Annotated in this window: 19 protein-coding genes; 11 read left to right on the plus strand and 8 right to left on the minus strand. The window is 42.9% G+C overall.

Features of this window, described 5'->3' with window-relative positions; translation table 11 throughout:
* Positions 1–335 precede the first annotated feature (335 nt).
* The 3 genes from VB836_RS29570 (at position 336) to fabF (ending at position 3,641) form a co-directional block, all read left to right on the plus strand.
* The gene (locus tag VB836_RS29570) at positions 336–614 is read left to right on the plus strand and encodes an acyl carrier protein (protein WP_456085771.1); all 279 of its coding nucleotides are present in this window, start codon (positions 336–338) and stop codon (positions 612–614) included.
* Between the two features lie 315 nt (positions 615–929).
* Complete coding sequence (locus VB836_RS29575; protein WP_323225040.1) at positions 930–2,270, plus strand: RNA-guided endonuclease InsQ/TnpB family protein; 1,341 nt, start codon at positions 930–932, stop codon at positions 2,268–2,270.
* 117 nt (positions 2,271–2,387) lie between these two features.
* The gene (fabF, locus tag VB836_RS29580; protein ID WP_323225043.1) at positions 2,388–3,641 is read left to right on the plus strand and encodes a beta-ketoacyl-ACP synthase II; all 1,254 of its coding nucleotides are present in this window, start codon (positions 2,388–2,390) and stop codon (positions 3,639–3,641) included.
* A gap of 163 nt (positions 3,642–3,804) precedes the next feature.
* Here fabF and VB836_RS29585 read toward each other — a convergent pair whose 3' ends face one another.
* The 5 genes from VB836_RS29585 to recN all read right to left on the minus strand — a co-directional run bounded on the left by VB836_RS29585 (position 3,805) and on the right by recN (position 13,526).
* Positions 3,805–4,368: a PEP-CTERM sorting domain-containing protein gene (locus VB836_RS29585; protein WP_323225045.1), complete on the minus strand. Its 564-nt coding sequence runs from the start codon at positions 4,366–4,368 to the stop codon at positions 3,805–3,807.
* A 113-nt stretch (positions 4,369–4,481) separates the two neighbouring features.
* The gene (locus VB836_RS29590) at positions 4,482–7,661 is read right to left on the minus strand and encodes an ExeM/NucH family extracellular endonuclease (RefSeq protein WP_323225047.1); all 3,180 of its coding nucleotides are present in this window, start codon (positions 7,659–7,661) and stop codon (positions 4,482–4,484) included.
* A gap of 987 nt (positions 7,662–8,648) precedes the next feature.
* Positions 8,649–10,427, minus strand: a complete 1,779-nt coding sequence (locus tag VB836_RS29595; RefSeq protein ID WP_323225049.1) for an MGH1-like glycoside hydrolase domain-containing protein — start codon at positions 10,425–10,427, stop codon at positions 8,649–8,651.
* A gap of 30 nt (positions 10,428–10,457) precedes the next feature.
* Positions 10,458–11,378: a hypothetical protein gene (locus tag VB836_RS29600; protein ID WP_323225052.1), complete on the minus strand. Its 921-nt coding sequence runs from the start codon at positions 11,376–11,378 to the stop codon at positions 10,458–10,460.
* 390 nt (positions 11,379–11,768) lie between these two features.
* Positions 11,769–13,526: a DNA repair protein RecN gene (gene recN, locus VB836_RS29605; protein WP_323225054.1), complete on the minus strand. Its 1,758-nt coding sequence runs from the start codon at positions 13,524–13,526 to the stop codon at positions 11,769–11,771.
* 26 nt (positions 13,527–13,552) lie between these two features.
* Here recN and VB836_RS29610 point away from each other — a divergent pair, with 26 nt between their 5' ends.
* Positions 13,553–13,804, plus strand: coding sequence for a hypothetical protein (locus tag VB836_RS29610; protein ID WP_323225055.1), 252 nt, complete (start codon positions 13,553–13,555; stop codon positions 13,802–13,804).
* A gap of 104 nt (positions 13,805–13,908) precedes the next feature.
* Here the strand turns inward: VB836_RS29610 and nusB are convergent, their stop codons facing one another.
* Together nusB and VB836_RS29620 are read right to left on the minus strand one after the other, a co-directional pair.
* Complete coding sequence (gene nusB / locus VB836_RS29615; protein ID WP_046278777.1) at positions 13,909–14,541, minus strand: transcription antitermination factor NusB; 633 nt, start codon at positions 14,539–14,541, stop codon at positions 13,909–13,911.
* Between the two features lie 88 nt (positions 14,542–14,629).
* Complete coding sequence (locus tag VB836_RS29620) at positions 14,630–15,358, minus strand: DUF502 domain-containing protein (RefSeq protein WP_323225069.1); 729 nt, start codon at positions 15,356–15,358, stop codon at positions 14,630–14,632.
* Between the two features lie 424 nt (positions 15,359–15,782).
* Here VB836_RS29620 and VB836_RS29625 point away from each other — a divergent pair, with 424 nt between their 5' ends.
* Positions 15,783–16,802: an aldo/keto reductase gene (locus VB836_RS29625; protein ID WP_046278776.1), complete on the plus strand. Its 1,020-nt coding sequence runs from the start codon at positions 15,783–15,785 to the stop codon at positions 16,800–16,802.
* Positions 16,803–16,866: 64 nt separating this feature from the next.
* Positions 16,867–17,163 (plus strand): DUF2470 domain-containing protein, encoded by a 297-nt coding sequence (locus tag VB836_RS29630; protein WP_323225058.1) that lies wholly within the window; start codon positions 16,867–16,869, stop codon positions 17,161–17,163.
* 13 nt (positions 17,164–17,176) lie between these two features.
* Here the strand turns inward: VB836_RS29630 and VB836_RS29635 are convergent, their stop codons facing one another.
* Positions 17,177–17,845: a hypothetical protein gene (locus VB836_RS29635; RefSeq protein ID WP_235440781.1), complete on the minus strand. Its 669-nt coding sequence runs from the start codon at positions 17,843–17,845 to the stop codon at positions 17,177–17,179.
* Between the two features lie 253 nt (positions 17,846–18,098).
* On the opposite strand from VB836_RS29635, the gene VB836_RS29640 reads away from it, so the two are divergent.
* The 5 genes from VB836_RS29640 to VB836_RS29660 form a co-directional block, all read left to right on the plus strand.
* Positions 18,099–18,419: a hypothetical protein gene (locus VB836_RS29640; protein ID WP_323225061.1), complete on the plus strand. Its 321-nt coding sequence runs from the start codon at positions 18,099–18,101 to the stop codon at positions 18,417–18,419.
* A gap of 44 nt (positions 18,420–18,463) precedes the next feature.
* On the plus strand, positions 18,464–19,003 hold the full coding sequence (locus VB836_RS29645) for a GIY-YIG nuclease family protein (RefSeq protein ID WP_323225063.1): 540 nt from the start codon (positions 18,464–18,466) through the stop codon (positions 19,001–19,003).
* A 7-nt stretch (positions 19,004–19,010) separates the two neighbouring features.
* Positions 19,011–19,718: an SAM-dependent methyltransferase gene (locus VB836_RS29650; RefSeq protein WP_323225065.1), complete on the plus strand. Its 708-nt coding sequence runs from the start codon at positions 19,011–19,013 to the stop codon at positions 19,716–19,718.
* 766 nt (positions 19,719–20,484) lie between these two features.
* Complete coding sequence (locus tag VB836_RS29655; protein ID WP_046280185.1) at positions 20,485–20,673, plus strand: hypothetical protein; 189 nt, start codon at positions 20,485–20,487, stop codon at positions 20,671–20,673.
* Positions 20,674–20,880: 207 nt separating this feature from the next.
* Positions 20,881–21,002 (plus strand): helix-turn-helix domain-containing protein (locus VB836_RS29660; RefSeq protein WP_323218875.1); only part of this gene is annotated, 122 nt, incomplete at its 3' end.

Raw genomic sequence — 21,002 nt, forward strand, 5'->3', positions numbered from 1 at the left:
AAAAACGGTAGCGGTAGGCTTTTTCTGTCATGTGTCACATCTTAGCATATAGCTTGTGAGAACCGCTATCGAAGAGGCGTTTCCTCCCGTCGCTAAAAGCGAGGGTCTCCACGCCAAATTCAGATGAAGAATGAAGAATCGGCAGATCGGCAGATGGTGAGTCCAGTCCTGTCACGGGTTACTGTTGACTGTCAACTGTAAACACTGGTGACTCTCTTGCAAACTGTGCTTCTGGCGGAAACCGCGCCCGTCGCAAGGCAAGCGCTGATAACTGGTAACTGGTCTCTGCTAAAAACCCATAAATCATTAACGCAGCGATCGCGCTTTCCGATAATATGGTATACGCGGCATCCAAACAAGGAAACTATTTAAGTATGAGTGATACCTTTGAGAAAGTTAAAAAAATTGTGGTTGACCAACTCGAAGTTGAAGAGAAGGACGTTACCCCTGAAGCTAACTTTGTCAACGATTTAGGTGCAGATTCTCTAGATACGGTTGAACTGGTCATGGCTTTAGAAGAAGAGTTTGGCGTGGAAATCCCTGATGAGGCAGCCGAGCAGATAGAGACCGTACAAGCGGCAGTAGATTATATTGACAGCCACGTTAAAGCTTAGGTAGAAGCTTTCTCAGAGACAATAACGCTGGTGCAAGGGTAAACCCGTTTCTCTGTTACCCCCTTTGACAATCAACCTCGAACGTTAAATTGTAACCTGCCAACAGTCAACGGTCTCAGGCCAATAACGGGAGAAATCATCAGAGGAAAACGGGTACAGAGGACTCAACAGACTTTCAGCTTAAAAGTCTTTAGCTTCTGCGGCGAGAAGCCACACACCTGAAAACGAAGTGTCAGTGTCAGATGAATCGCCGACAAGATCTCTAACTTCTCGGCTATTCCATTATAATCAAGTACATTCGCTCTAAGTTGTTCAATGAGAAACGTAGCAAAAGTCAGACTATATCCAACGGATGACCAGAAACAAGCCCTTGCAAAAGCGTTTGGCTCTGTACGTTGGGTGTGGAATTACTGTCTAGAGCTAAACAACCAAGCCTACAAAGAAACAGGCAAGGGTATCTCAGGAATGCAGCTAAAAAAGCAGCTACCAATCCTTAAGAAGAAAGAAGAAACAGCCTGGTTAAAAGAAACTTATTCACAGTGCTTACAGCAGTCTGTATTAAATCTTTCCAGGGCTTTTGTCAACTTCTTTGAGGGTCGGGCTAAATTTCCCCGGTTCAAGAGTCGTCATGGAAAACAGTCAATTCAATATCCTCAAAACGTCAAGATTATTGAAAACTATTTGAGTTTCCCTGTGATTGGCAAGATTAAAGCAAATATTCACAGAACCTTTGACGGGAACATTAAAACAGTTACAATAACTAAGACTCAAACCGAAAAGTATTATGCTTCTATTGTGTTTGAGAATGAGGATATTGAACCCCTGATTTCTGCTCAGGGTAAAGCTATAGGGTTGGACTTGGGACTGACTCACTTTTTAATTACAAGTGAGGGGTCTAAATATGATAATCCTCGACACTTCAAGAAGCACTCACACAACTTAAAACGGAAACAACAGAAGTTATCCCGCAAGCAAAAAGCATCTAACTCTAGGAATAAAGCACGTAGGTTAGTAGCAAGAGCGCACGAGAAAGTCAGCAACGCAAGGCAAGATTTTTTACAGAAATTGTCTCGCCAAATTGTCAACGAGAACCAAGTGATAATTGCTGAGAATCTTAATGTAAAGGGCATGGTACGCAACCATAATCTTGCCAAGGCGATAAGCGATTGTGGTTGGGGAATGTTCTTAAACTTTGTTGACTACAAAGCTAAACGGGACGGAAAGACCTTTCTGGAGATCGATCGGTTTTTTCCATCCTCAAAGACTTGTAATGTTTGTCTGAATGTTGTCGAAAGTTTGCCGCTTGATATTCGTCAATGGGAATGCAATCATTGTCATGCCCAACATGATCGTGATATCAACGCCGCGACCAATATTCGAGACGAAGGGTTGCGAGTCATCGCGGGGCGTATAAACTGCGCGGGAGACCCACGCAGACAGCCCCTTGCCTCTGGGACGGAGGCGACTGCCAGTGGAGGGAGTGTAAGACGAAGTCTTCGCAGCGATCGGAGCTTGCATCCGAGAGAACGAAGACCAGCCAGAGGGCGTAAATCCTCTGTGCGGCAACTTCCGATCAATGAACAATCTGTTGATGCTTCGACCAAGACTGTTCAAGAAACTGGAAGCCTACGACCGTGCATCGAAGCGTCGGCGTAGGTAGTTCACTTAATGATCTAGGGAAACTCAAACCCAACGACTGGGAATTAATAACTGATAACTGTAGAGCATCGATGTTCTGCTTTTTTGGGTGGTTAACTGCTTGAAATAAAAATCATGGATAAGATAAACCGCAAGCGAGTTGTTGTAACGGGTCTGGGGGCGATTACTCCCCTCGGGAATACAGTCGCCGAGTATTGGGACGGATTGTTGAGTGGACGCAATGGTATAGATACGATCACCTTATTTGATGCTTCAAAACACGACTGTCGCATTGCAGGCGAGGTGAAAGGGTTTGATCCTTGTGATTACGTCACCCGTAAAGAAGCTAAACGGATGGACCGTTTTGCCCAGTTTGCAGTATCCGCAAGTCAACAAGCGATCGCAGATGCGGGATTCGTGATTGATGACTTGAATGCAGAACAGGTCGGTGTGATCATTGGTACGGGCATTGGTGGCTTGAAAATTCTTGAAGAACAGCATGAGATCTATCGAACTCGTGGCCCCGAACGATGCAGCCCGTTTATGATTCCGATGATGATTGCAAATATGGCAGCCGGACTGACGGCAATTCAGTTAGGCGCAAAAGGGCCAAATACCTGTACCGTGACGGCTTGTGCAGCCGGATCAAATGCAGTGGGTGATGCGTTTCGCTTAATTGAACGGGGCTACGCTCAAGCGATGATCTGTGGGGGAACAGAATCTGCTGTTACGGCTTTATCTGTAGCCGGATTTGCCGCCGCTCGCGCCCTTTCAACCCGCAATGATGACCCCGCTCATGCAAGTCGTCCCTTTGATCGCGATCGCGATGGCTTTGTCATGGGTGAAGGTGCAGGAATTTTGCTTCTAGAAGAGCTAGAATATGCCCTTTCACGGGGCGCTCGCATCTATGGGGAAATTGTCGGTTATGGAATGACTTGCGATGCTTATCATATGACTTCCCCTGTACCGGGTGGAACGGGTGCAGCCCGAGCGATGTCACTCGCGCTTAAAGATGGGGGGTTAACGCCGGATATGGTCAGCTATGTGAATGCTCACGGGACCAGCACACCGATGAATGATTCTACAGAAACCGCAGCGATGAAAACGGCTCTGGGCGAACACGCTTATAATATTGCGGTTAGTTCGACAAAATCGATGACAGGTCACTTACTGGGCGGTTCTGGCGGTATTGAAGCTGTTGCTACGGTTCTGGCGATCGCTAACGATCAAGTTCCGCCGACAATTAACTTAGAAAATCCAGATCCCGAATGTGACTTAGATTATGTTCCCAATGTTAGCCGCTCTCAACCCGTTGAAGTGGCTCTTTCTAACTCTTTTGGCTTTGGCGGACATAATGTTACACTGGCGTTTCGCAAGTATAAACCGTAGGGGTTTATAGCAGTACCAAGGCGTTATTTGACATTTTTTGACGAGAAAATTGACCACTAAGACACAGAGACACAAAGAGAGAAAATCTGCGTGAATTTGTGTCTTTGTGGTTTTTATTCTTGCTCTTTGACAATCAAGAAAGTAGGATTTAGTCAAAAATAAACTATTTAGAAGCAGATTTATCGCGTTTTTTGGCTTGTTCCCGCTTAAATAATGCTCCAAATCCTAACGCCATACCTGAACCTAAAATTGTTAGCGGTTCGGGAACATCAGTGCTGGCTAATGCGACATTACCTGCTCCCCCATCTCCATTTTCAACATCATAAAATACAGCAGCATCTTCGGCACTAAAAAAGCCCGGAACAAAGGAAAAATTGAACGTAATTTCACCCAAACTTGCATCATCAACAGCAAAATCAAGTCCTAACAAATTCCCAAAATCATCAAACTCAACGAGAGGTTGACTGATTGCATCGGCTTCGGTAAAGGTGTTAGTGAAGGTATTAAACGTGAAATTAACACTCAGATCATTAATATCTGAAGTACCACCGGGATTAATGGTATCAAATCTAAAGGAACCATCATAGGTTGCTCCGGTCAAATCCCCGGAATCAATTGTACCACTCAAGTTAATAAAATAAGCCTCAGCCGGAGCGATATCAAACACAACAATAGCAGTCGTTACAGCAGCAGTCGTTAGGGCAAAGTTTTGAAACAAGTTAGTCATTGTTTTTTCTCTCAAAATTGAACAAAATTTGCAGCGTAGAATTGCAATTAAAATTAGGTGGGGGCAGATTTCGCAGCAATAGATGAACCCACCCCAATACACCTAGAAAATACCTAGAAAATAAAGTTTTCGGAATTGTTGAGTGAACTACTCGATACACCCTGAACTAAAATAAAATCTCGAGGACGACCCGAACCTGTTGCGCCATCCGGATCGAGAGTTACGAGGGTATCGACTCCACGAGCGGTAAAACCCACATAACCCGCCGAGATGGGGTTAGAACCGCTAAAGCCAACACTATCTAAGACTCCTGCTAAGTCCAGCTTGTCGCTTCCGACTTCAAAATCCGTGATAGTATCACCCGCATCGACTAAAGCGGTATAACGGAAAATATCATCCCCACCGCCACCTGTAAGCATATCTCGGTTTTGCAAGCCTGTAATGGTATCATCTCCGGCAGTTCCGATCAAGTTATCTCGGTTAGCGGTTCCGTTAATCACTTCGCCAAAAGTCTTAAGATCTAAACCAACAATCACCGGATCATGGTCAGAAGAACGGAATTGATCCTCATTAAACAGGCTATCAATTTGATTGGCTGACTTAAAGTTGGTGTTGTAGTCCAACACACTGGGTTCATCGGCATTAATATGCCATTTCGCCGCCCCTGTCACCTGTTGGCTGAGGTTGTCTGTTGCGAGGGCGTGATCCAACGCTCCCCACTGTCCATCAAAGACATAAGAATAAGTGGAATTATCCAACAGATTATTTAAACCCGCAGCTTCTAACGCCGTTAACGGATCTTCCTGGGCGTAGGCGTTTAAATCACCCATCACCAAATAATCTGCATCACCGACTCCCGTTGGATCAGTTGCTAACCAGTCCCCTAACGCTTCTGCGGCTTGAGTCCGAGAGAAATTGCTGGCGCCTTGTCCATCTCCTTGATCCGCATCTTCAGGCTTATCTGTCGCGCTACCTTTAGATTTCCAGTGGTTATTAACGGCTGTAAACACCTCACCCGTCGCATTTTCGATAAACGACTGGGCTAAGGCTGGACGCTGAACACTGGTATCGAAACGCGGATCTACACTGCTATCAAGGACGCTTGTTGTCCCGGTGGGAGTCACTGCATCCGGTTTGTAGATAAACCCAACGGTGATCGCATCTGTACCCAGTTGAGGCGTACCGGGGTCAATAAAGGCATAAGTCCCTTCTCCGGCGATCGCATTTAAACCATCGACTAAATCTTGAATAGCACTCTGAGGGCCATAGCCATCATTTTCGATTTCAATCAAACCGACGACATCCGCATCCATTCCCAGAATAGCGGAAAAAATCTTGTCGCGTTGACGTTCAAACTCTTGTTGATTTTCTGCGCCTCGTTGTTCGGAACTGGTAAAACCGCCACCTGTACCATCGCCATTGAAGTAGTTTAGGACATTAAAAGCCGAAACTTTCAGACGTCCTCCAACATCTGGAGTTTCAGTGGGGCGGGGGTTTGTCGCCTCAAAGTCAACGGGTGCAACGGGTTGAATGCGATAATTACCAATATTCGCCGCGCCGAAACGATCGTCGAGAATACCTGTGAGTCCGCTAACGGTATCTCCCCCCCGTAAGGTATTGCTTGGGCTTAACGGTTGTCCTCCCCGCCCATTAATAATCGGATCAGGGTTTTGTACTGTTAACCCATCATCTAAAACAATGCGGCGTTTCGCTAGTTCATCTTGATAGGCTGCAAACCCGCTCACACTGGGAGCGTTAAACTGAGTAAACTGATCCAAGCGTCCATCAGTTCCCGGTTGGTTACTCGCGCCATCAGAAGACAACACCACCTGTCCAAAGCGTCCGAGTTGGAAATGTTCAGTGACGCTGAGGGTTGTGGGAATTGTCACCCGCATTCCTTCAGAGGCTTCGAGTTCACTGGGGTTAACAACAGGAAAATTGATAACCGCAGCAGTCGGTAACGGGTCATTGTTGCTAACAATGGTGACATTGCTGACGTTATTGAGTTGAGTTAAGCTGCTTGTACCACTGGTAAATTCAGACACAACGCCCGTAACTCGTACTGTGTCGCCTTCGTTGACATCGACTCCAAAAGTGTCATCAAAGATGAACAGACCTTCTGAAGTCAAGGAGTTGTCATCAATATCGCTATCTTCTTCTTGGACATAAAAGCCTCGCAGGTTGCGACCATTATTGGCATCGAAGGATTGAAAATCACCGACAACAACTGCTTCAATGGTTTTTGTCTCACCAATAAAGTTGGCCGTTGTATCTGTTCCTTGAATGGCGTTAATTTTAGTAATATTCAACGCGACATCGTTATCGAGGATATCAACGCTGACATCGGGAATGGTCAGGGTGTCGTAGCCAGAATCACTACTGCTAACGCTATGAGTAATGGTGTCGGTGTGGGGACCTTCTACAACCGTATCATTGATAGGCTTGACGGTAATGGTTTTCGAGGTGGTATCGCTGAGGGTAACATTTAGGGAGCTAAAGAAGTTTACCCCATCTTGGCTGAGGAGGGTTTGTCCATCATTGTTGATCGTGATCGTAACTGGACTGCTGGGTGTTGTATCGAGGGCAATCTCATAAGTATCAGTGGTTTCGCCTTCTTCATTGACTTCGGTACTGCCGTCGCTTTCAATTAACGTGATACCGGGTAAAGGTGCAGGCGTAGAGGTAACTTGGAGATTATCGATCGCCAACCCGTGATCATTCCCCGCATCGTTAGCATCTGACCAACGCAACCAAATTTCTTGACCGGGTGCCAAAGAGAAGCCGCTCAGAGTTCCAGAAATGTCAACTCGATTGTTGTTACCATTTAATGGAGGACCTGCGGTACTGCTGGCGACTGGCCCGGTAAAATCGAGTGCATCAACATTAGTCCAAGTGCCACCCGTGAGGTTAGTCGCACCGATCTGGTAGGCAAAATCGAGTTTCTGGGGCGTGGGATTTCCCCCATAGCGCCATTGTTCGCCCGTATAGCTAATGGAAAGAGAGGATAATGTGGTGTTCGTATCGTTGTAGAAGCGGGCGCCGTACAAAATATTGGAAGTGGTATTAGAAGCAACCGAACCTAAAGCGCGATCGCTACTTCCTGTTGAACCAAAACTATACAACGCACCTGTATTTAATGTACCCGAACCTGCGTTGTAAGTTGTGCGATTGGAATACCAACCCTCGAGGGTATTGGCATCACTCCAAGCGTTACCTGTACCGGATGCGGCGAGGGAATCAAAGTTTTCAGAATAGGGTGTGCTGAGGGAAATTGTTCCACTGGGATTAGTCACGGTTGTTTCTCCTCGGACTTCAAAGTTATCAAAGCGGAATTCATTGTTACCATTTCGAGCTAAATCGTTAATCCGAATTTGGACAGACGATTGATTTTCAATAGCCGTTACTGTCGTTAAATCAACATTGGCAGTCCTCCAATTTCCTCCTGGTGTGAGGGGGGCGTTAAGTCTTGAATCTTAAAAGACTTCAAGCTCAGATGCCAGCTTTTAACCCAGAAATAACTGAAGTGATCAATAACTATCTCCCAGGGAAATGAACGTCTTCATCCTGACTGCAAGTTGAGGACATGACCGTTTTAGAGACATGAATAATGTCTCCCCTGGTTAGGCTTAACCTAGTGTCAGAATGAATGAGTTGACTTCCGTAAATTCACTAAGTTCAAGTTAAAGCTTTAAGGTTAATTAAAGATTAACAATTTGTAAAAATAACAGATTGTGATTTGTTTTTTACTGAAGCTTTATATAAAGGGTAAATTTCTAGGGGTTTTTCAGTTCAGCAGGAAGACGAATGCGTACATGAATCGTCTTTTGGGCTGAAAACCGTCAATCAAGTTAAAGAACATCGCCCATCTGCTGTTAAAAATTTGCGGTGAGGGTGAGGTGCATGACCCATCAAAGTCCATCCGACAGATTAGGAAGAACAAACAATAGATTTAAAAAGGAATTCTTCTTATGTTAAAAGCATTTGTAAGTCTTAGGCTCATCTGAATAGAAAAAGGTCAGATTTATAAGTTAAGGGCAGGTTTATATCTGTTGTTTTGAGGAAAACATACATCTGTGTTGAACCTGCCCCCAATTAGGCAAAAAACAGTTTCATACCAGTAGAAAGGAGAATATTTAACAGTTTTTAAAGACTAAAATTAACCACTAAGCCACAAATTCACGAAGTTTTCTCTCTTTGTGTCTCTGTGTCTTTGTGGTTTTTATTCTTGAATCTTTGACGAACTGATCATCTGTAGAACCCGCCTCTACGAAATCCTTCCTCTAGGACTCTAAGTTTTGTGAAAGGTTACTCAAAGCTGCTGAAATATACCCTTCCCGCAACACATCTTGAGGATTAACCGTAGCAGCAACCGTCATTAAACGAGCAATAACCCCTGTCCATCCGGTTTGATGACTCGCCCCAATTCCTGCACCACTATCCCCATGAAAATACTCGTAGAATAAAATTAAATCTCGCCAATGAGGATCGGTCTGAAACTTTTCACTTTCCCCATACAGGGGACGCTTTTGCTGATCATTTTGCAGAAAAATATTACTCAAACGACGGGTAATTTCATTCGCCACTTCCCATAATGTCATCCATTGGCCTGAACCTGTCGGACATTCGACTTTGAAATCATCTCCATAGTAAGCATACATCTTCCGTAACGATTGGATCAACATCATATTTACAGGCATCCAAATCGGACCGCGCCAGTTGGAATTTCCCCCAAATAATCCGCTTGAAGATTCCGCCGGTTCATAATCAACCTGATAAACATTTCCTGCGACTGTAAAAATGTAGGGATTATCTTTGTGATAACGGGAAAGGGCGCGAATTCCATAATCGCTCAAAAATTCGGATTCATCCAGCATTCGTTGTAAGATTCGCTGTAACTTTTCGCGGTTTACTGGAGATAACAAGCATTTTCCTGTGGCGCTTGTTTCCATGGGATCGCTAATATTTTTGATCGCTTTGCTATGTTCTTTGTTAAAATCCTGGATTCGCTTGGCGACTTTGGGGACTTTCTCTAAAAGTTGAGCATCGTAAACCATTGTTGCAAATAAAGGAATTAATCCGACCATAGATCGGACTTTGACCCGAGTTGAATAACCATCGGGGAAGCGCAACACATCATAATAAAAACCGTCTTCTTCATCCCACAATTCATCGGCGTTATTTCCAATGCGATCCATTGCCATCGCAATGTACATAAAATGTTCGTAGAATTTGCAGACGAGATCTTCGTAGACGGGATTTTCTAGGGCTAATTCAAAGGCAAGGGCTAACATATCTAAGCAAAACATCGCCATCCAACTGGTGCCGTCGGCTTGTTCTAAAGTTCCTCCTCCGGGTATAACAGAACTGCGATCAAAGACTCCAATATTATCTAAACCCAAAAAACCGCCTTCAAAAACATTATTACCCTGAGCATCTTTTCGGTTGACCCACCAAGTAAAGTTCATTAACAATTTGTGAAACATACTTTCGAGGAAAACGCGATCGCCTTTGCCATCATTTGCTAGTTTCCCCATCAGATAAACTTGCGCTGTTGCCATACAATGAACAGGCGGGTTTACATCGCTAAAGTTCCACTCATAGGCGGGAATTTGACCATTCGGATGTAGATAAACTTGATTGGTCATCAACCGCAGTTGATCTTTTGCAAAATCGATATCAATCATCCCTAATACTAGACAATGAAACGCTAAGTCCCAAGCGGCAAACCAGGGATATTCCCATTTATCTGGCATGGAGAGAATATCTGCACTTTCGAGGTGAAACCATTCTTTATTGCGGCTGATAAAGCGACTCGGACAGTCAGGGGGCAAAATTTCATCATTTAACCAATCTCCTACGGGATAATAGTAGAATTGCTTCGTCCACATCATCCCCGCAAAAGCCTGACGCATGATGTTGTGAGCGTCTTCAGAAAGGGTTGAGGGAATGACACTATTATAGAATTCATCGGCTTCTTGTAGACGAGTCTTGAAGATAGATTCAAACTGATCACCAAAGGCTGTTTCTGGAGAAGAAAATACGCGATCACTTAATCGCAATTGAATCGTTTGTTCACCCCCAGCAGGAACTTATAATCGATAACTGGCTGCCGCTTTTGTTCCAATTTTATCCGGGTTAACAGCATCGGTTTTTCCCTCTACAATATAGTTATTAATGCCATCTTTAACATAGGGTGAAGCATTAGGAATATTAAAGATGCGTTGCGTGTTGGTTTCGTTTTCTGTAAATAATAGAGGAACGGTGCGATCGCAATATAAATACCGTTTACCCAGTTGATGATGATCAGCCGCGATGGTTTGATCATTGAGTTGTTTGAGAGTCGGTTTGGGGGGAGTTTGAGGAAACCATGACCAATTATTTCGGAACCAAAATGTCGGTAAAACTTGTAGAGATGCCGCTTCTGGCCCCCGATTACACACCGTAATTTTCATCAGAATATCTTCGGGTGTTTCTTTGGCATATTCGATAAATACATCGAAGTAGCGATCTTCATCAAATATTCCTGTATCAATCAGTTCATATTCTAACTCTAGACGATTGCGATGACGATTAGTTTCAACTAAATCACTGTAAGGAAAGACTTCTTGTGGATATTTATACAGGTATTTCATGTAGGAATGAGTCGGCGTACTGTCTAGATAAAAGTAATATTCTTTGACATCTTCGCCGTGATTTCCTTCACTGTTTGTTAGTCCAAAAATCCGCTCTTTGAGAATCGGATCTTTTCCATTCCACAGGGCTAATGCAAAACACAATTGTTGTTGATCATCAGAAATTCCAGCTAACCCATCTTCACCCCAACGATAAGCCCGAGAACGGGACTGATCATGGGTAAAATAGTCCCAAGCATTCCCCGTTTGGCTGTAATCTTCTCGGACGGTTCCCCACTGACGTTCGCTTAAATAAGGCCCCCATTTTTTCCAAGGAATATTCTCGTTAACAGCTGTGTGCAGTCTCTGTTTTTCAGAATTAGAATTATTGGTTTCCATAGCTACTAATTGACTCCTTTAGATCGAGACTTGAAGAGAATGTCACTGGCTCTGTCTGAATTAGGATTATTTTTGCACAATTTTTGCTAAAAAAATAGAGGGTGTTTGATATGTATTTTAAATGTTTCAATTGTAGTCTTTTTTGATTGTTTATTAAGGGATGTTATCAATTCATCATATCATGTCCGGATAATTAGTGATAAAAAACTTTCTCATAATCCGACTCTTTCTTCTTCTTGATTTCCTCGGTGACTCGGTGACTCCTCCTCCTCTTTCTTCTTCTTGATTTCCTCCTGACTCCTGACTCGGTGACTCCTGACTCCTCTGTCGTTTATTTATAACTGTTCAACCGGACATGATATCACTTGAAAAATAAAGACTGAATAAATTTCAGGAAATAGACGGTTTTTCCGACTGATCTTTGCTTGTTGCCTGTTGCCTGCTATAATCGGCTTGAATCAGTAAAGAGTCTGCAAAAGCGATCGCTTCAGTAGCAGAACGTCCACTCGCCAACTGTGCTAATTCTTCGCGACGTTGATGGTTTGTTAGTTGCATCACTCGTACAACCGTTCTTTCTTCTCCTTCGCTAGAAACCTGATCACGAATGACTTCTTTTTTAACCTGAAAATGGCGATCGCCCATCGCCGCGACAATGGGTTGGTGAGTCACACATAAAACTTGATGATGTTGACTAAGTTGATGTAATTTTTGGGTAATGGCTTGAGCGACTCGTCCAGAAACACCGACATCAATTTCATCAAAAACAAGAGTTCCTGAACCCGCAACTTGAGAAAAACAAGCTTTCAATGCTAACAAAAACCGACTCATTTCTCCACCTGATGCAATTTCACCCAAGGGTTGTAGCGGTTCACCGGGGTTAGGACTAAAACAAAATTCTATCTGATCTGCTCCATTAATAGTGGGTTCCATTGGGCTGATTTCGACCTCAAATTTAACCTTTTCCATCGCTAAAGGTTTGAGTTCTTCTATTAAATGAGTTTCCAATTTAGAAGCGGTTTTTTGACGCAATTGAGTTAAGCTTTCACAAGCAATCGCTAATTTTTGAGCGGTTTCTTGATAGGCTTTTTCCAAGGCTTCGAGGGATTGTTCACCTTCTTGTAATTCTTTCAGTTCAGCTTGAATTTTCTCATAATAGCTGATCACGTCGGCTAACGTTTGACCATATTTGCGACAAATTTGTTTCAGTTGTTGAATGCGATCTTCGACATCTTGGAGTCGTTGCGGATCAGACTCAAGTTGTTCACCATAACTGCTAATTTGTCGCCCCGCTTCGGTAACTTGGGCTAACGCATCTTCCACCATTGCTAAAATCGGTTGTAGTTGCGGATCGTATTCAACCATATCAGTTAATAAATTTTCCGCTTGAGACAGTAAATCTGAGGCGGCTTTTCCCTCATCATTTTCATACAATCCCTGATAGATTTTATAACTTTGCTGTTGGAGTTCAACCACATGACTGAGGCGATTAGATTCTTGTTTTAGTTGTTCTAATTCATCAGCATCAGTTAAATGAGCGGAGTCTAATTCTTGCGTTTGATAGAGTAATAAATCTAATCTTTGGAGACGATGTTGTTCAAACTGACGGCGATTTTCTAAGGTATTTTTCGCTTGTGAGGCTTGGGTATAAGCTGCGGCTACTGTTTTTTTAGCAACAATTAAATCATTTCCCCCATAGAGATCTAACCATTCTCGTTGTAAACTGGGTTGACTCAGTTGTAACGTTTGACCTTGGGCGGTAATTTCGACAAAGCGATCGCGAACTTCTTCTAAGAGTTTTCGACTGATTAAAATCCCATTTAAACGGGAACGGGTGCGAAGTTTTCCGCCAGAGAGTGTAATTTCACGACAACAAACGGCGAGAGTGCCATCAACTAAATCAATTTCTTGTTGGGCTAACCAAGTGGCGATTAGGGGTTCGACTTCAAAAGTGGCTTCTAAAATGGATCGTTTTGCACCTGTACGAATGACACGACGATCTACTTTTCCGCCTAAAACTGCATCAATGGCATCGAGGATAATGGATTTTCCAGCGCCAGTTTCCCCGGTAAAAACGTTTAAACCTAATCCTAGTTCTAGATCGAGATGATCAATTAGAGCAAAATTCTCAATCCGCAGCGATAGTAGCATTTTTAGGGTTAAATTATAATCACCAATTGACTGAAAGTTTATGGCGCTACGCGCAGGCAAAAGGCAAAAGGCAAAAGGCAAAAGGCAAAAGGCAAAAGGCAAAAGGCAAAAGGCAAAAGGCAAAAGGCAAAAGGCAAAAGGCAAAAGGCAAAAGGCAAAAGGCAAAAGGCAAAAGTTCGACTATAAAAGGTTTTCAGCTTCTTGAAAAGTTTGGCGGGACGGAAACCGACACCGCCAACTTTTCGCTTTTACCAATGTCAAATACCGTGTCGGCGTAGTGCTATAGAATAAAATCATCAAAATTATTTCCACCTATTTTGACCGTTATTAGTAACTCTTTGGGGGGTTAGAGTTACTATTATTCGGTCTTGTGTATTAAGGATTAACTCTGAATGGGAACATCAGCTTGAATTTTATCAACAGCACGACGCAATACTCCATTGAGAAATCGATAGCTTTCTTCATCGCTGTAGCGTTTAGCGAGTTCGACGGCTTCATTAACTGCGACTTGCTCTTGAACTCCCAGGTATAACAGTTCAGCTACAGCAATTCTTAAAATATCGCGATCAATCCGAGGTAAACGGCTCATTTGCCAGTCTACCATTGCTTGATTCAACAGTTCGTCAATTTCCGTGCGGTGAGTATTAACAGCCGTTAAAATATCAATGGTGTAGCCGACGACTTCTTCCTGTCGAGCCAGTTGGATCAGTTCAGGAAACTCGACAGCCGTTGCTAAACGATTAACGGCGCTCTGCGTCAGTTCAATGGCTTCTTGGATCATCGCTCTAGCACTTTGTAGATCGCTTGCTCGAAATTGACTTCCCATCAGGCGATCATTTCCCCGTTGCAATTCAACCATTGCAGTTTCTAGAGACTCTTGACTTTCGGTGGCGAGTGTCCGCACAACAGCCAAGACGATATCTTGAATTTGTTGAGTCGCGAGTTTTTCTGAACTGCTTGGAAGTTGACCAATACCTAGAACAGCGAGTTCACGAGCGCTTCGGCGAGCTTGCATAGAATTCCCCAGTGAGTTGTAATATCAAACGAGAGTTTTAGAACGAGCGGTGTTGAGGAAATATTCTCAATCTAAGGCTAATCCTTGATCATTCCTCATCTAATGGTACTGTTTGCAGTCGGTTCTCGTTAGGGATTAACCGTTCAAGTTTTTGATCGCTAACAGGATCGTTTTGAGTGGGTTTCAAGGGGGCGGTAGAATTGACAATACCACCAGACACTATAATTTTAAAGGCATCTTCGACCGATAGAGTCAGGTTCATCACTTCATTCGTCGGAACCACAGCGTACCATCCACTGGTGGGGTTGGGGGTTGTGGGAATAAAAATGCTGATCATCTGTTCGGTCATTTTTGACTGGATCTCTTCGCTGACATTTCCCGTCACAAACGCCAGTGTCCAAATTCCATGTCGGGGATATTCAACTAAAACCACACGACGAAACTTATCGTTAGAATCTTTGAGCAGGGTTTCTAAAATCTGTTTGAGGGTTTTATAGACTGAACCCGCCAGAGGGATTGCTTGCAGGATTTGTTCGCCGAAATCAAGCAGCCAGCGACCGACAATGTTACGGGCCATTAACCCAATGAATAAGATCCCCAAAAGCGGAACCGCTAATCCCACAACAACGTTGAGTAAGTTAACTAAAATGGGATGCAGTCCATCAAAGGGATTAACCTGTTTAGGAATTCGCGTCAAAAACTCAATCACCGAACTCGCGATCGTAATCGTTAACCAAATAGTCGTCGCCAAGGGGATAACGACTAATAAACCTGCGATCAGGTCACTTTTTAAATCTTGTTTTAAGCGTTGAAACACAGAGCGTCCACTCTCCTCTTGTATTGGGGCTGGGGGTCGTTGATCAAATTTAGGTTCTCGGGAATCCCGATGATTTTTGGTGGACATTACCATCCATTTTAGTGGGTTTTATAAAATCCCTGGCTGCCGTTGACCAAGGGTTGGGATCAAAGCCATGACTTATACATATTACTTCTACCAATTGTAAAGAATTGTTGCAAGCTCCATCAGGCTTAGATTATCTCAGCCTGTCGGGATCAAGCCGATGTAGCTGTTGACATCTGGGGATGAACAACTTGAACTCACTTGAACCAGATTTAATAATTGTAAGTCACCAGGAGCGTAGGGGTAATTCATCAATCACCTCTAGCAGTCACTTTTCTATGAAATCTAGAGGCAATTTTTCTCTAAACTGGAGAGTGTCTGTTAACCATCACTCCTGAACATGAGTCTACCAACTTCTAGCCGCTATCAATTTACTGATGATTTAAACATCTGTCGAATTTTAAATGGGATGTGGCAAGTTTCCGGCTATCACGGACGTATTGACCCCAAAGCCGCCATTGACAGTATGTTTCAATATATGGACGCGGGTTATACGACCTGGGATTTGGCCGATCATTATGGCCCTGCGGAAGATTTTATTGGTGAGTTTCGCAAACAAATTGTTAATCAACGGGGTCAAGAAGCTTTAGCAAATCTACAAGCGTTTACAAAATGGGTACCTCGACCGGGGAAAATGACTAAAGCGGTGGTTGAGAAAAATATTGATATTTCTCGTCAACGAATGGGTGTAGAAACTCTGGATTTGTTACAGTTTCATTGGTGGGAATATCGCGATAAAAGTTATTTAGACGCTCTACACCACATGAGCGAATTGCAGTCTGAGGGGAAAATCAAACATTTAGCGTTAACGAATTTTGATACCGAACATCTGAAAATTATTGTTGAAAATGGGATCAAAATTGTTTCTAATCAAGTACAGTTTTCTTTGGTCGATCAGCGTCCGTTGCAGCAGATGGTTGAATATTGCCAAAAACAGGATATTAAGCTTTTACCCTATGGGGTTTTGTGTGGAGGCTTTTTATCAGAAAAGTATTTGAACCAACCCGAACCGCAAAATTTTCAGCTTGAAACCGTCAGCTTGAAAAAGTATAAAAATATGATTGATGCTTGGGGCGGTTGGAGTTTATTTCAAGAGCTATTAACGACGCTCAAAACCCTAGCTGATCAACATCAAGTGAGTCTTTCTAATGTGGCGGTGCGTTATATTCTCGAACAGCCAACTGTTGCGGGGACGATGATTGGTTCGCGTTTAGGGATTTCTGAACATCTGGCTGAAAATGCTCGGGTGTTTGAATTTAGTTTAGATCCCGAAGATTATCAGAAAATTCAGGCGGTTACTGAAAAATCTCAAGACTTATTCCGAATGATTGGAGACTGTGGGGATGAATACCGTCGTTAGGCTTTTGCGCTTTTGAGTTCGATTGTTGTATGATCAATAAAACTGGAATTAAGGAATTAAAACCATGTCAGCAGAACCTTTAACCCCAGAAATTAGCGATCGCATTTGCGCTCATATGAATGAGGATCACACTGAAGCCATTTTGCTTTATGCCCAAATCTTTGCTCAAGCTCCCAATGCTACCTCGGCTCGTATGGTTTCTATTGATCCAGAAGGAATGAATCTAACCGCATTAGTCGAAGAAAAATCTACACCTCTGCACGTTTCGTTTGAGCGGAAACTTGAGAATTCTGAAGACGCTCATCATACCCTTATTGAGATGGCTAAACAAGCTCGGAAAATCTCTCAGGAAGTGGGTTAAATTTCCCTAAACGTTAGAGAACGTCGTCGGGTCTTTTTTGTAGTTTTTTGATGGCTTGATTTAAGCGTTGAAGATAGGGTTTGACCAGCTCTCGATTTTGTCGATCGAGTTTAACAACTTGTCGATGAAGTCGAGCGAGTTTTACATCAACAGGCGCAGAAATTGAGGAAGATTTAGAGGCGGGAGTCTCAGACTGTTGGGTTGAAATAGCGGTTTGTTTCACCGCTTCTATCGCTTCTTCGATTAATTTTATGCGGACATTCATCACTTCCCAATCTTGCTGTCTAATCACATCATGTTCTAAACTTTGAGTGACTCGCTGCAACTCCGTTAACACTTCAGTAATCGGATCAAGTTCACTCGCTTCAGAGGGAGAATTTTGCATCTGTTCGTGTAGAGAATCAACGACTATATGAACATCTGCGATCACAGATTCGGTATATTGTCGGATTTGCTGTTCAAAGCGTTGTCTGTTAATCAAGTTTAGCCAAAGTGCTGCACTGATAGGAGTTGCAGCATATAAAATCTGCCTGTACCACGCAGCAGCAACCAGAGAACCAATTGTTGATCCAATCACAGAAGCGTACTCGGCAATTTTAAACCAATCCGTTGATGTTCTAGAACCTGTTAAAGAAGAGGCTTCTCTATTGTGCATGGCGATCGCTACAACAAACAGTGACAAAGCAATGCTAACCCAAACGGGGACTGATCACTCCATTCGACCCCAAAATTAGAATACTGTCTATCAGGCTGCGTCTTGAGTTATCAGCCTTTTTCATAATACTTCACAATTTTCCCGGTGTTTCAGCGTTGGGAACTGTCCCCAATCGTCTTATGATGATCTCAGGGACATTTAGAGAAAGCATAACCTTGATTAACGGCTATTTTGTTGGTTCATCATTTGTTCCCCTTGTCAAGTTTTAGGTGAATGTGTAATGGGTCTAAAAATCATTGAAAGTTTTGATGCCAGTTTTACTCTCGATCCACAAGCAAAAACGATATTATTTGGCTTACTGACGAGTCAAGCGTTTCTCAATCAACTGAGTCAGCAACTTCAGGGAAAATCTGTTGAATTCACTGAACTTTTATTTCAACCCGTTCCTTATAGTCTTCAAACTCCGAAAGGAATGCCAAGCGAATTTGAACAATACCATGAGTCGGAGGATTATATTATTGTTAATGTTCCTCCAAACTTTATGTTTCAAGCCAAAATCTTTAAACCCAGTCGCTTGTGTGCGATTTACCGTCAAGCTTAATTGCCGTTAAACTTAGCCTGATTTCTCTAGAACTTAACCTAACAATGACCACTCAAACCGAAATTTCTACTTTAGCCAGTTTAGACAATATTTCCTACATTGACGAACAAGGTCAACTTCCCCTCTCGTTGCAAGGAAAAATTGGTGTTTACGCTATATTTAATCGCGATCAAATCTTACAATATGTCGGTTATTCTCGCGATATTTATCTCAGCTTAAAACAACATTTAGTTCGCAAACCTCAAGACTGTTATGGGGTGAAAGTACAAACGATTGAACGTCCGAGTCGCACGATTTTAGAAGAAATACGACAGGCTTGGATCGCTGAAAATGGTTCAGTTCCCATCGGAAATGAAGCGCAAGCTGAACAATGGAATCAAGCGATTAATGTCAAACCATTGATGACAGAGGCAGAAAAGGCGACCTATGAAAAAAGCGACGGACTTGATCAAGAAAAGCTCTTAAAAAATGTTGCCAGACGAATAGAAGCTGATATTTTACAGATTCTAAAAGAACGGGGTTTACAAGAAGAAATTCGCTTCAATCCCAAACTGAAAACCAGTGGTTTATTAGATTTAAAATAAATCAAAAATGGGATTTCAACTCAGGAACGTTATTCCTTGGGGGCGCAGCTTTGAAGATTATCTAGAAATGTTTGCGTTAACTCCCGAGGAATTAGCACTTTCTATTCTAGATTGTGCGGGTGGCCCTGCTAGCTTTAATTGCGAGATGAAACGCCGAGGATATCAAGTGATTTCTTGTGATCCGGTTTATCAGTTTTCAGCCGATGAAATTGATCAGCGCATTCAAGCTACTTATTCAACTGTTATCGATCAACTGGATCAAAATAAAGATGATTATGTTTGGGAAAATGTTCAATCTCCTGAACATTTAGGAGAGTTAAGAATGGCGGCGATGCAGCAATTTTTAGAGGATTTTATTCAAGGAAAAGAACAAGGACGGTATTTAACCGCAGAGTTACCGAAATTACCCTTTAATTCTAAACAGTTTGACTTGGCATTATGCAGTCATTTATTGTTTACTTATTCTCAACATTTATCATTAGAATTTCATCTAGAATCCCTGTTAGAATTGTGTCGAGTGGCGGCGGAAGTGAGAATTTTTCCCTTGTTAGATCTCGCTGGAAATCTCTCACCCTATTTAACTCCCGTCATTAGCACTTTACAACAGCAAGGATGGATGGTACAAATTGAAGCCGTTTCCTATGAAATTCAAAAAGGAGGAAATCAAATGTTGAGACTTTTTAAACCAGCTATAATATCATGTCCGGATAATTAGTGATAAAAAACTTTCTCATAATCTCTTGGTGCGCGTTCCCTCTCTTGCAAACTTCGCTCTCGACGGTTTCCGGCGAGAGCGAAGTTCGTAAGAGAGCAACTGGCGAACCCGGAGGGTCTTGGGGGTTCCCCCCAGAAGCAACTGCCGAAAGGGTTCCCCGACTTGAAGTGACTGCTGAACCCGAAGGGGGTCGCACCGCTCCTCCTCTTTCTTCTTCTTTATTTACTCGGTTCTCCTGACTCCTGACTCCTGACTCCTGACTCCTAGTTTGTACCTCATTGGGATTAATTTGTTGCATCAAATCTGATTGTCTCTCTTGTTAAATATTTAACTAACGTTTAATGGGAGAGATTTCGTTATTCAGGGCTGATCAATATCACTGATCGGTCACTATTAGCCCATATTTTTATAGCTTTAATCGCGTTGATACAATTAGAATTATAGTATTATAACAACTGATAAGCGTTCACCACAGAATCTATGTGTTTCGTCAATATTTGAGACTCATTACAGGTGTAGATACCCATGATGGATTAACATCTTGATGGGTCACTCCCCACTTCCCAAAATAGGAAAACCTGATAGAGAATAAGCTGTAGAACTGAAAAATCATTTGGTTTTTGCTAGCAGGATGGACTGAAGTAAAACAGACTCGCTAGAAAGATACCAAACAATTTTTTTGAATTCAAGCGGGTGATTGCAATCACCCAGTTTTCCCCCTAAAAAGGGTTAGTTATTTGCATTTGTAGAGATTGGGGTTAATCACATGAAACGCACAATTCTATTAGGTTGGTTAATCTTATCAACAGGCTTTACAGCGACTCAGATGTTGGGCTGGACTGCCACGTTATCGAGACTATCTAACAATAAAGTGACGATTATCGCTGATTACACCGGAAACGATGAGGATGGCGAGCGAGAGGATGTCAAAACCAAACCCGAAACTGAGTCATAGATTTTATTTTCTAAGTTAATCCGCCGTTGGGAAGCTCAAAATTTTGAGGCGAAGCAAGCCGTTAACTAAGCCGACGGGAAGTCCCCCACCATAGCTGTACTCAGTTTGGTGGTGGGATGAAAGTCGGGGAAAACGGAGGGACGTAGTTTTCCAAATCTTCTTGATATCGTTACTGTTTTATGTATAATCCAGTAAGGAGGTCTTAAGATGCTACACAAAGCGCTCAAGGTTCGACTCTATCCAACACCAAACCAGCAGGTATTACTGTCTCAGCACTTTGGTTGTGCTAGATGGTGGTGGAATTACGCTCTAAATAAGTCAATCGAGAC

Origin of the sequence: Limnoraphis robusta BA-68 BA1 (assembly GCF_034932365.1) — a bacterium.
Lineage (GTDB): Bacteria > Cyanobacteriota > Cyanobacteriia > Cyanobacteriales > Microcoleaceae > Capilliphycus > Capilliphycus robustus.

Bases quoted from the DNA above. Each gene is read 5' to 3' on its own strand.
- VB836_RS29655 (WP_046280185.1), top strand. From the start codon at position 20,485: ATGAAACGCACAATTCTATTAGGTTGGTTAATCTTATCAACAGGCTTT.
- fabF (WP_323225043.1), top strand. From the start codon at position 2,388: ATGGATAAGATAAACCGCAAGCGAGTTGTTGTAACGGGTCTGGGGGCG.
- VB836_RS29650 (WP_323225065.1), top strand. From the start codon at position 19,011: ATGGGATTTCAACTCAGGAACGTTATTCCTTGGGGGCGCAGCTTTGAA.
- VB836_RS29630 (WP_323225058.1), top strand. From the start codon at position 16,867: ATGTCAGCAGAACCTTTAACCCCAGAAATTAGCGATCGCATTTGCGCT.
- VB836_RS29645 (WP_323225063.1), top strand. From the start codon at position 18,464: ATGACCACTCAAACCGAAATTTCTACTTTAGCCAGTTTAGACAATATT.
- VB836_RS29640 (WP_323225061.1), top strand. From the start codon at position 18,099: ATGGGTCTAAAAATCATTGAAAGTTTTGATGCCAGTTTTACTCTCGAT.
- VB836_RS29575 (WP_323225040.1), top strand. From the start codon at position 930: ATGAGAAACGTAGCAAAAGTCAGACTATATCCAACGGATGACCAGAAA.
- nusB (WP_046278777.1), bottom strand. From the start codon at position 14,541: ATGCAAGCTCGCCGAAGCGCTCGTGAACTCGCTGTTCTAGGTATTGGT.
- VB836_RS29625 (WP_046278776.1), top strand. From the start codon at position 15,783: ATGAGTCTACCAACTTCTAGCCGCTATCAATTTACTGATGATTTAAAC.
- VB836_RS29570 (WP_456085771.1), top strand. From the start codon at position 336: ATGGTATACGCGGCATCCAAACAAGGAAACTATTTAAGTATGAGTGAT.
- VB836_RS29600 (WP_323225052.1), bottom strand. From the start codon at position 11,378: ATGGAAACCAATAATTCTAATTCTGAAAAACAGAGACTGCACACAGCT.
- VB836_RS29585 (WP_323225045.1), bottom strand. From the start codon at position 4,368: ATGACTAACTTGTTTCAAAACTTTGCCCTAACGACTGCTGCTGTAACG.
- recN (WP_323225054.1), bottom strand. From the start codon at position 13,526: ATGCTACTATCGCTGCGGATTGAGAATTTTGCTCTAATTGATCATCTC.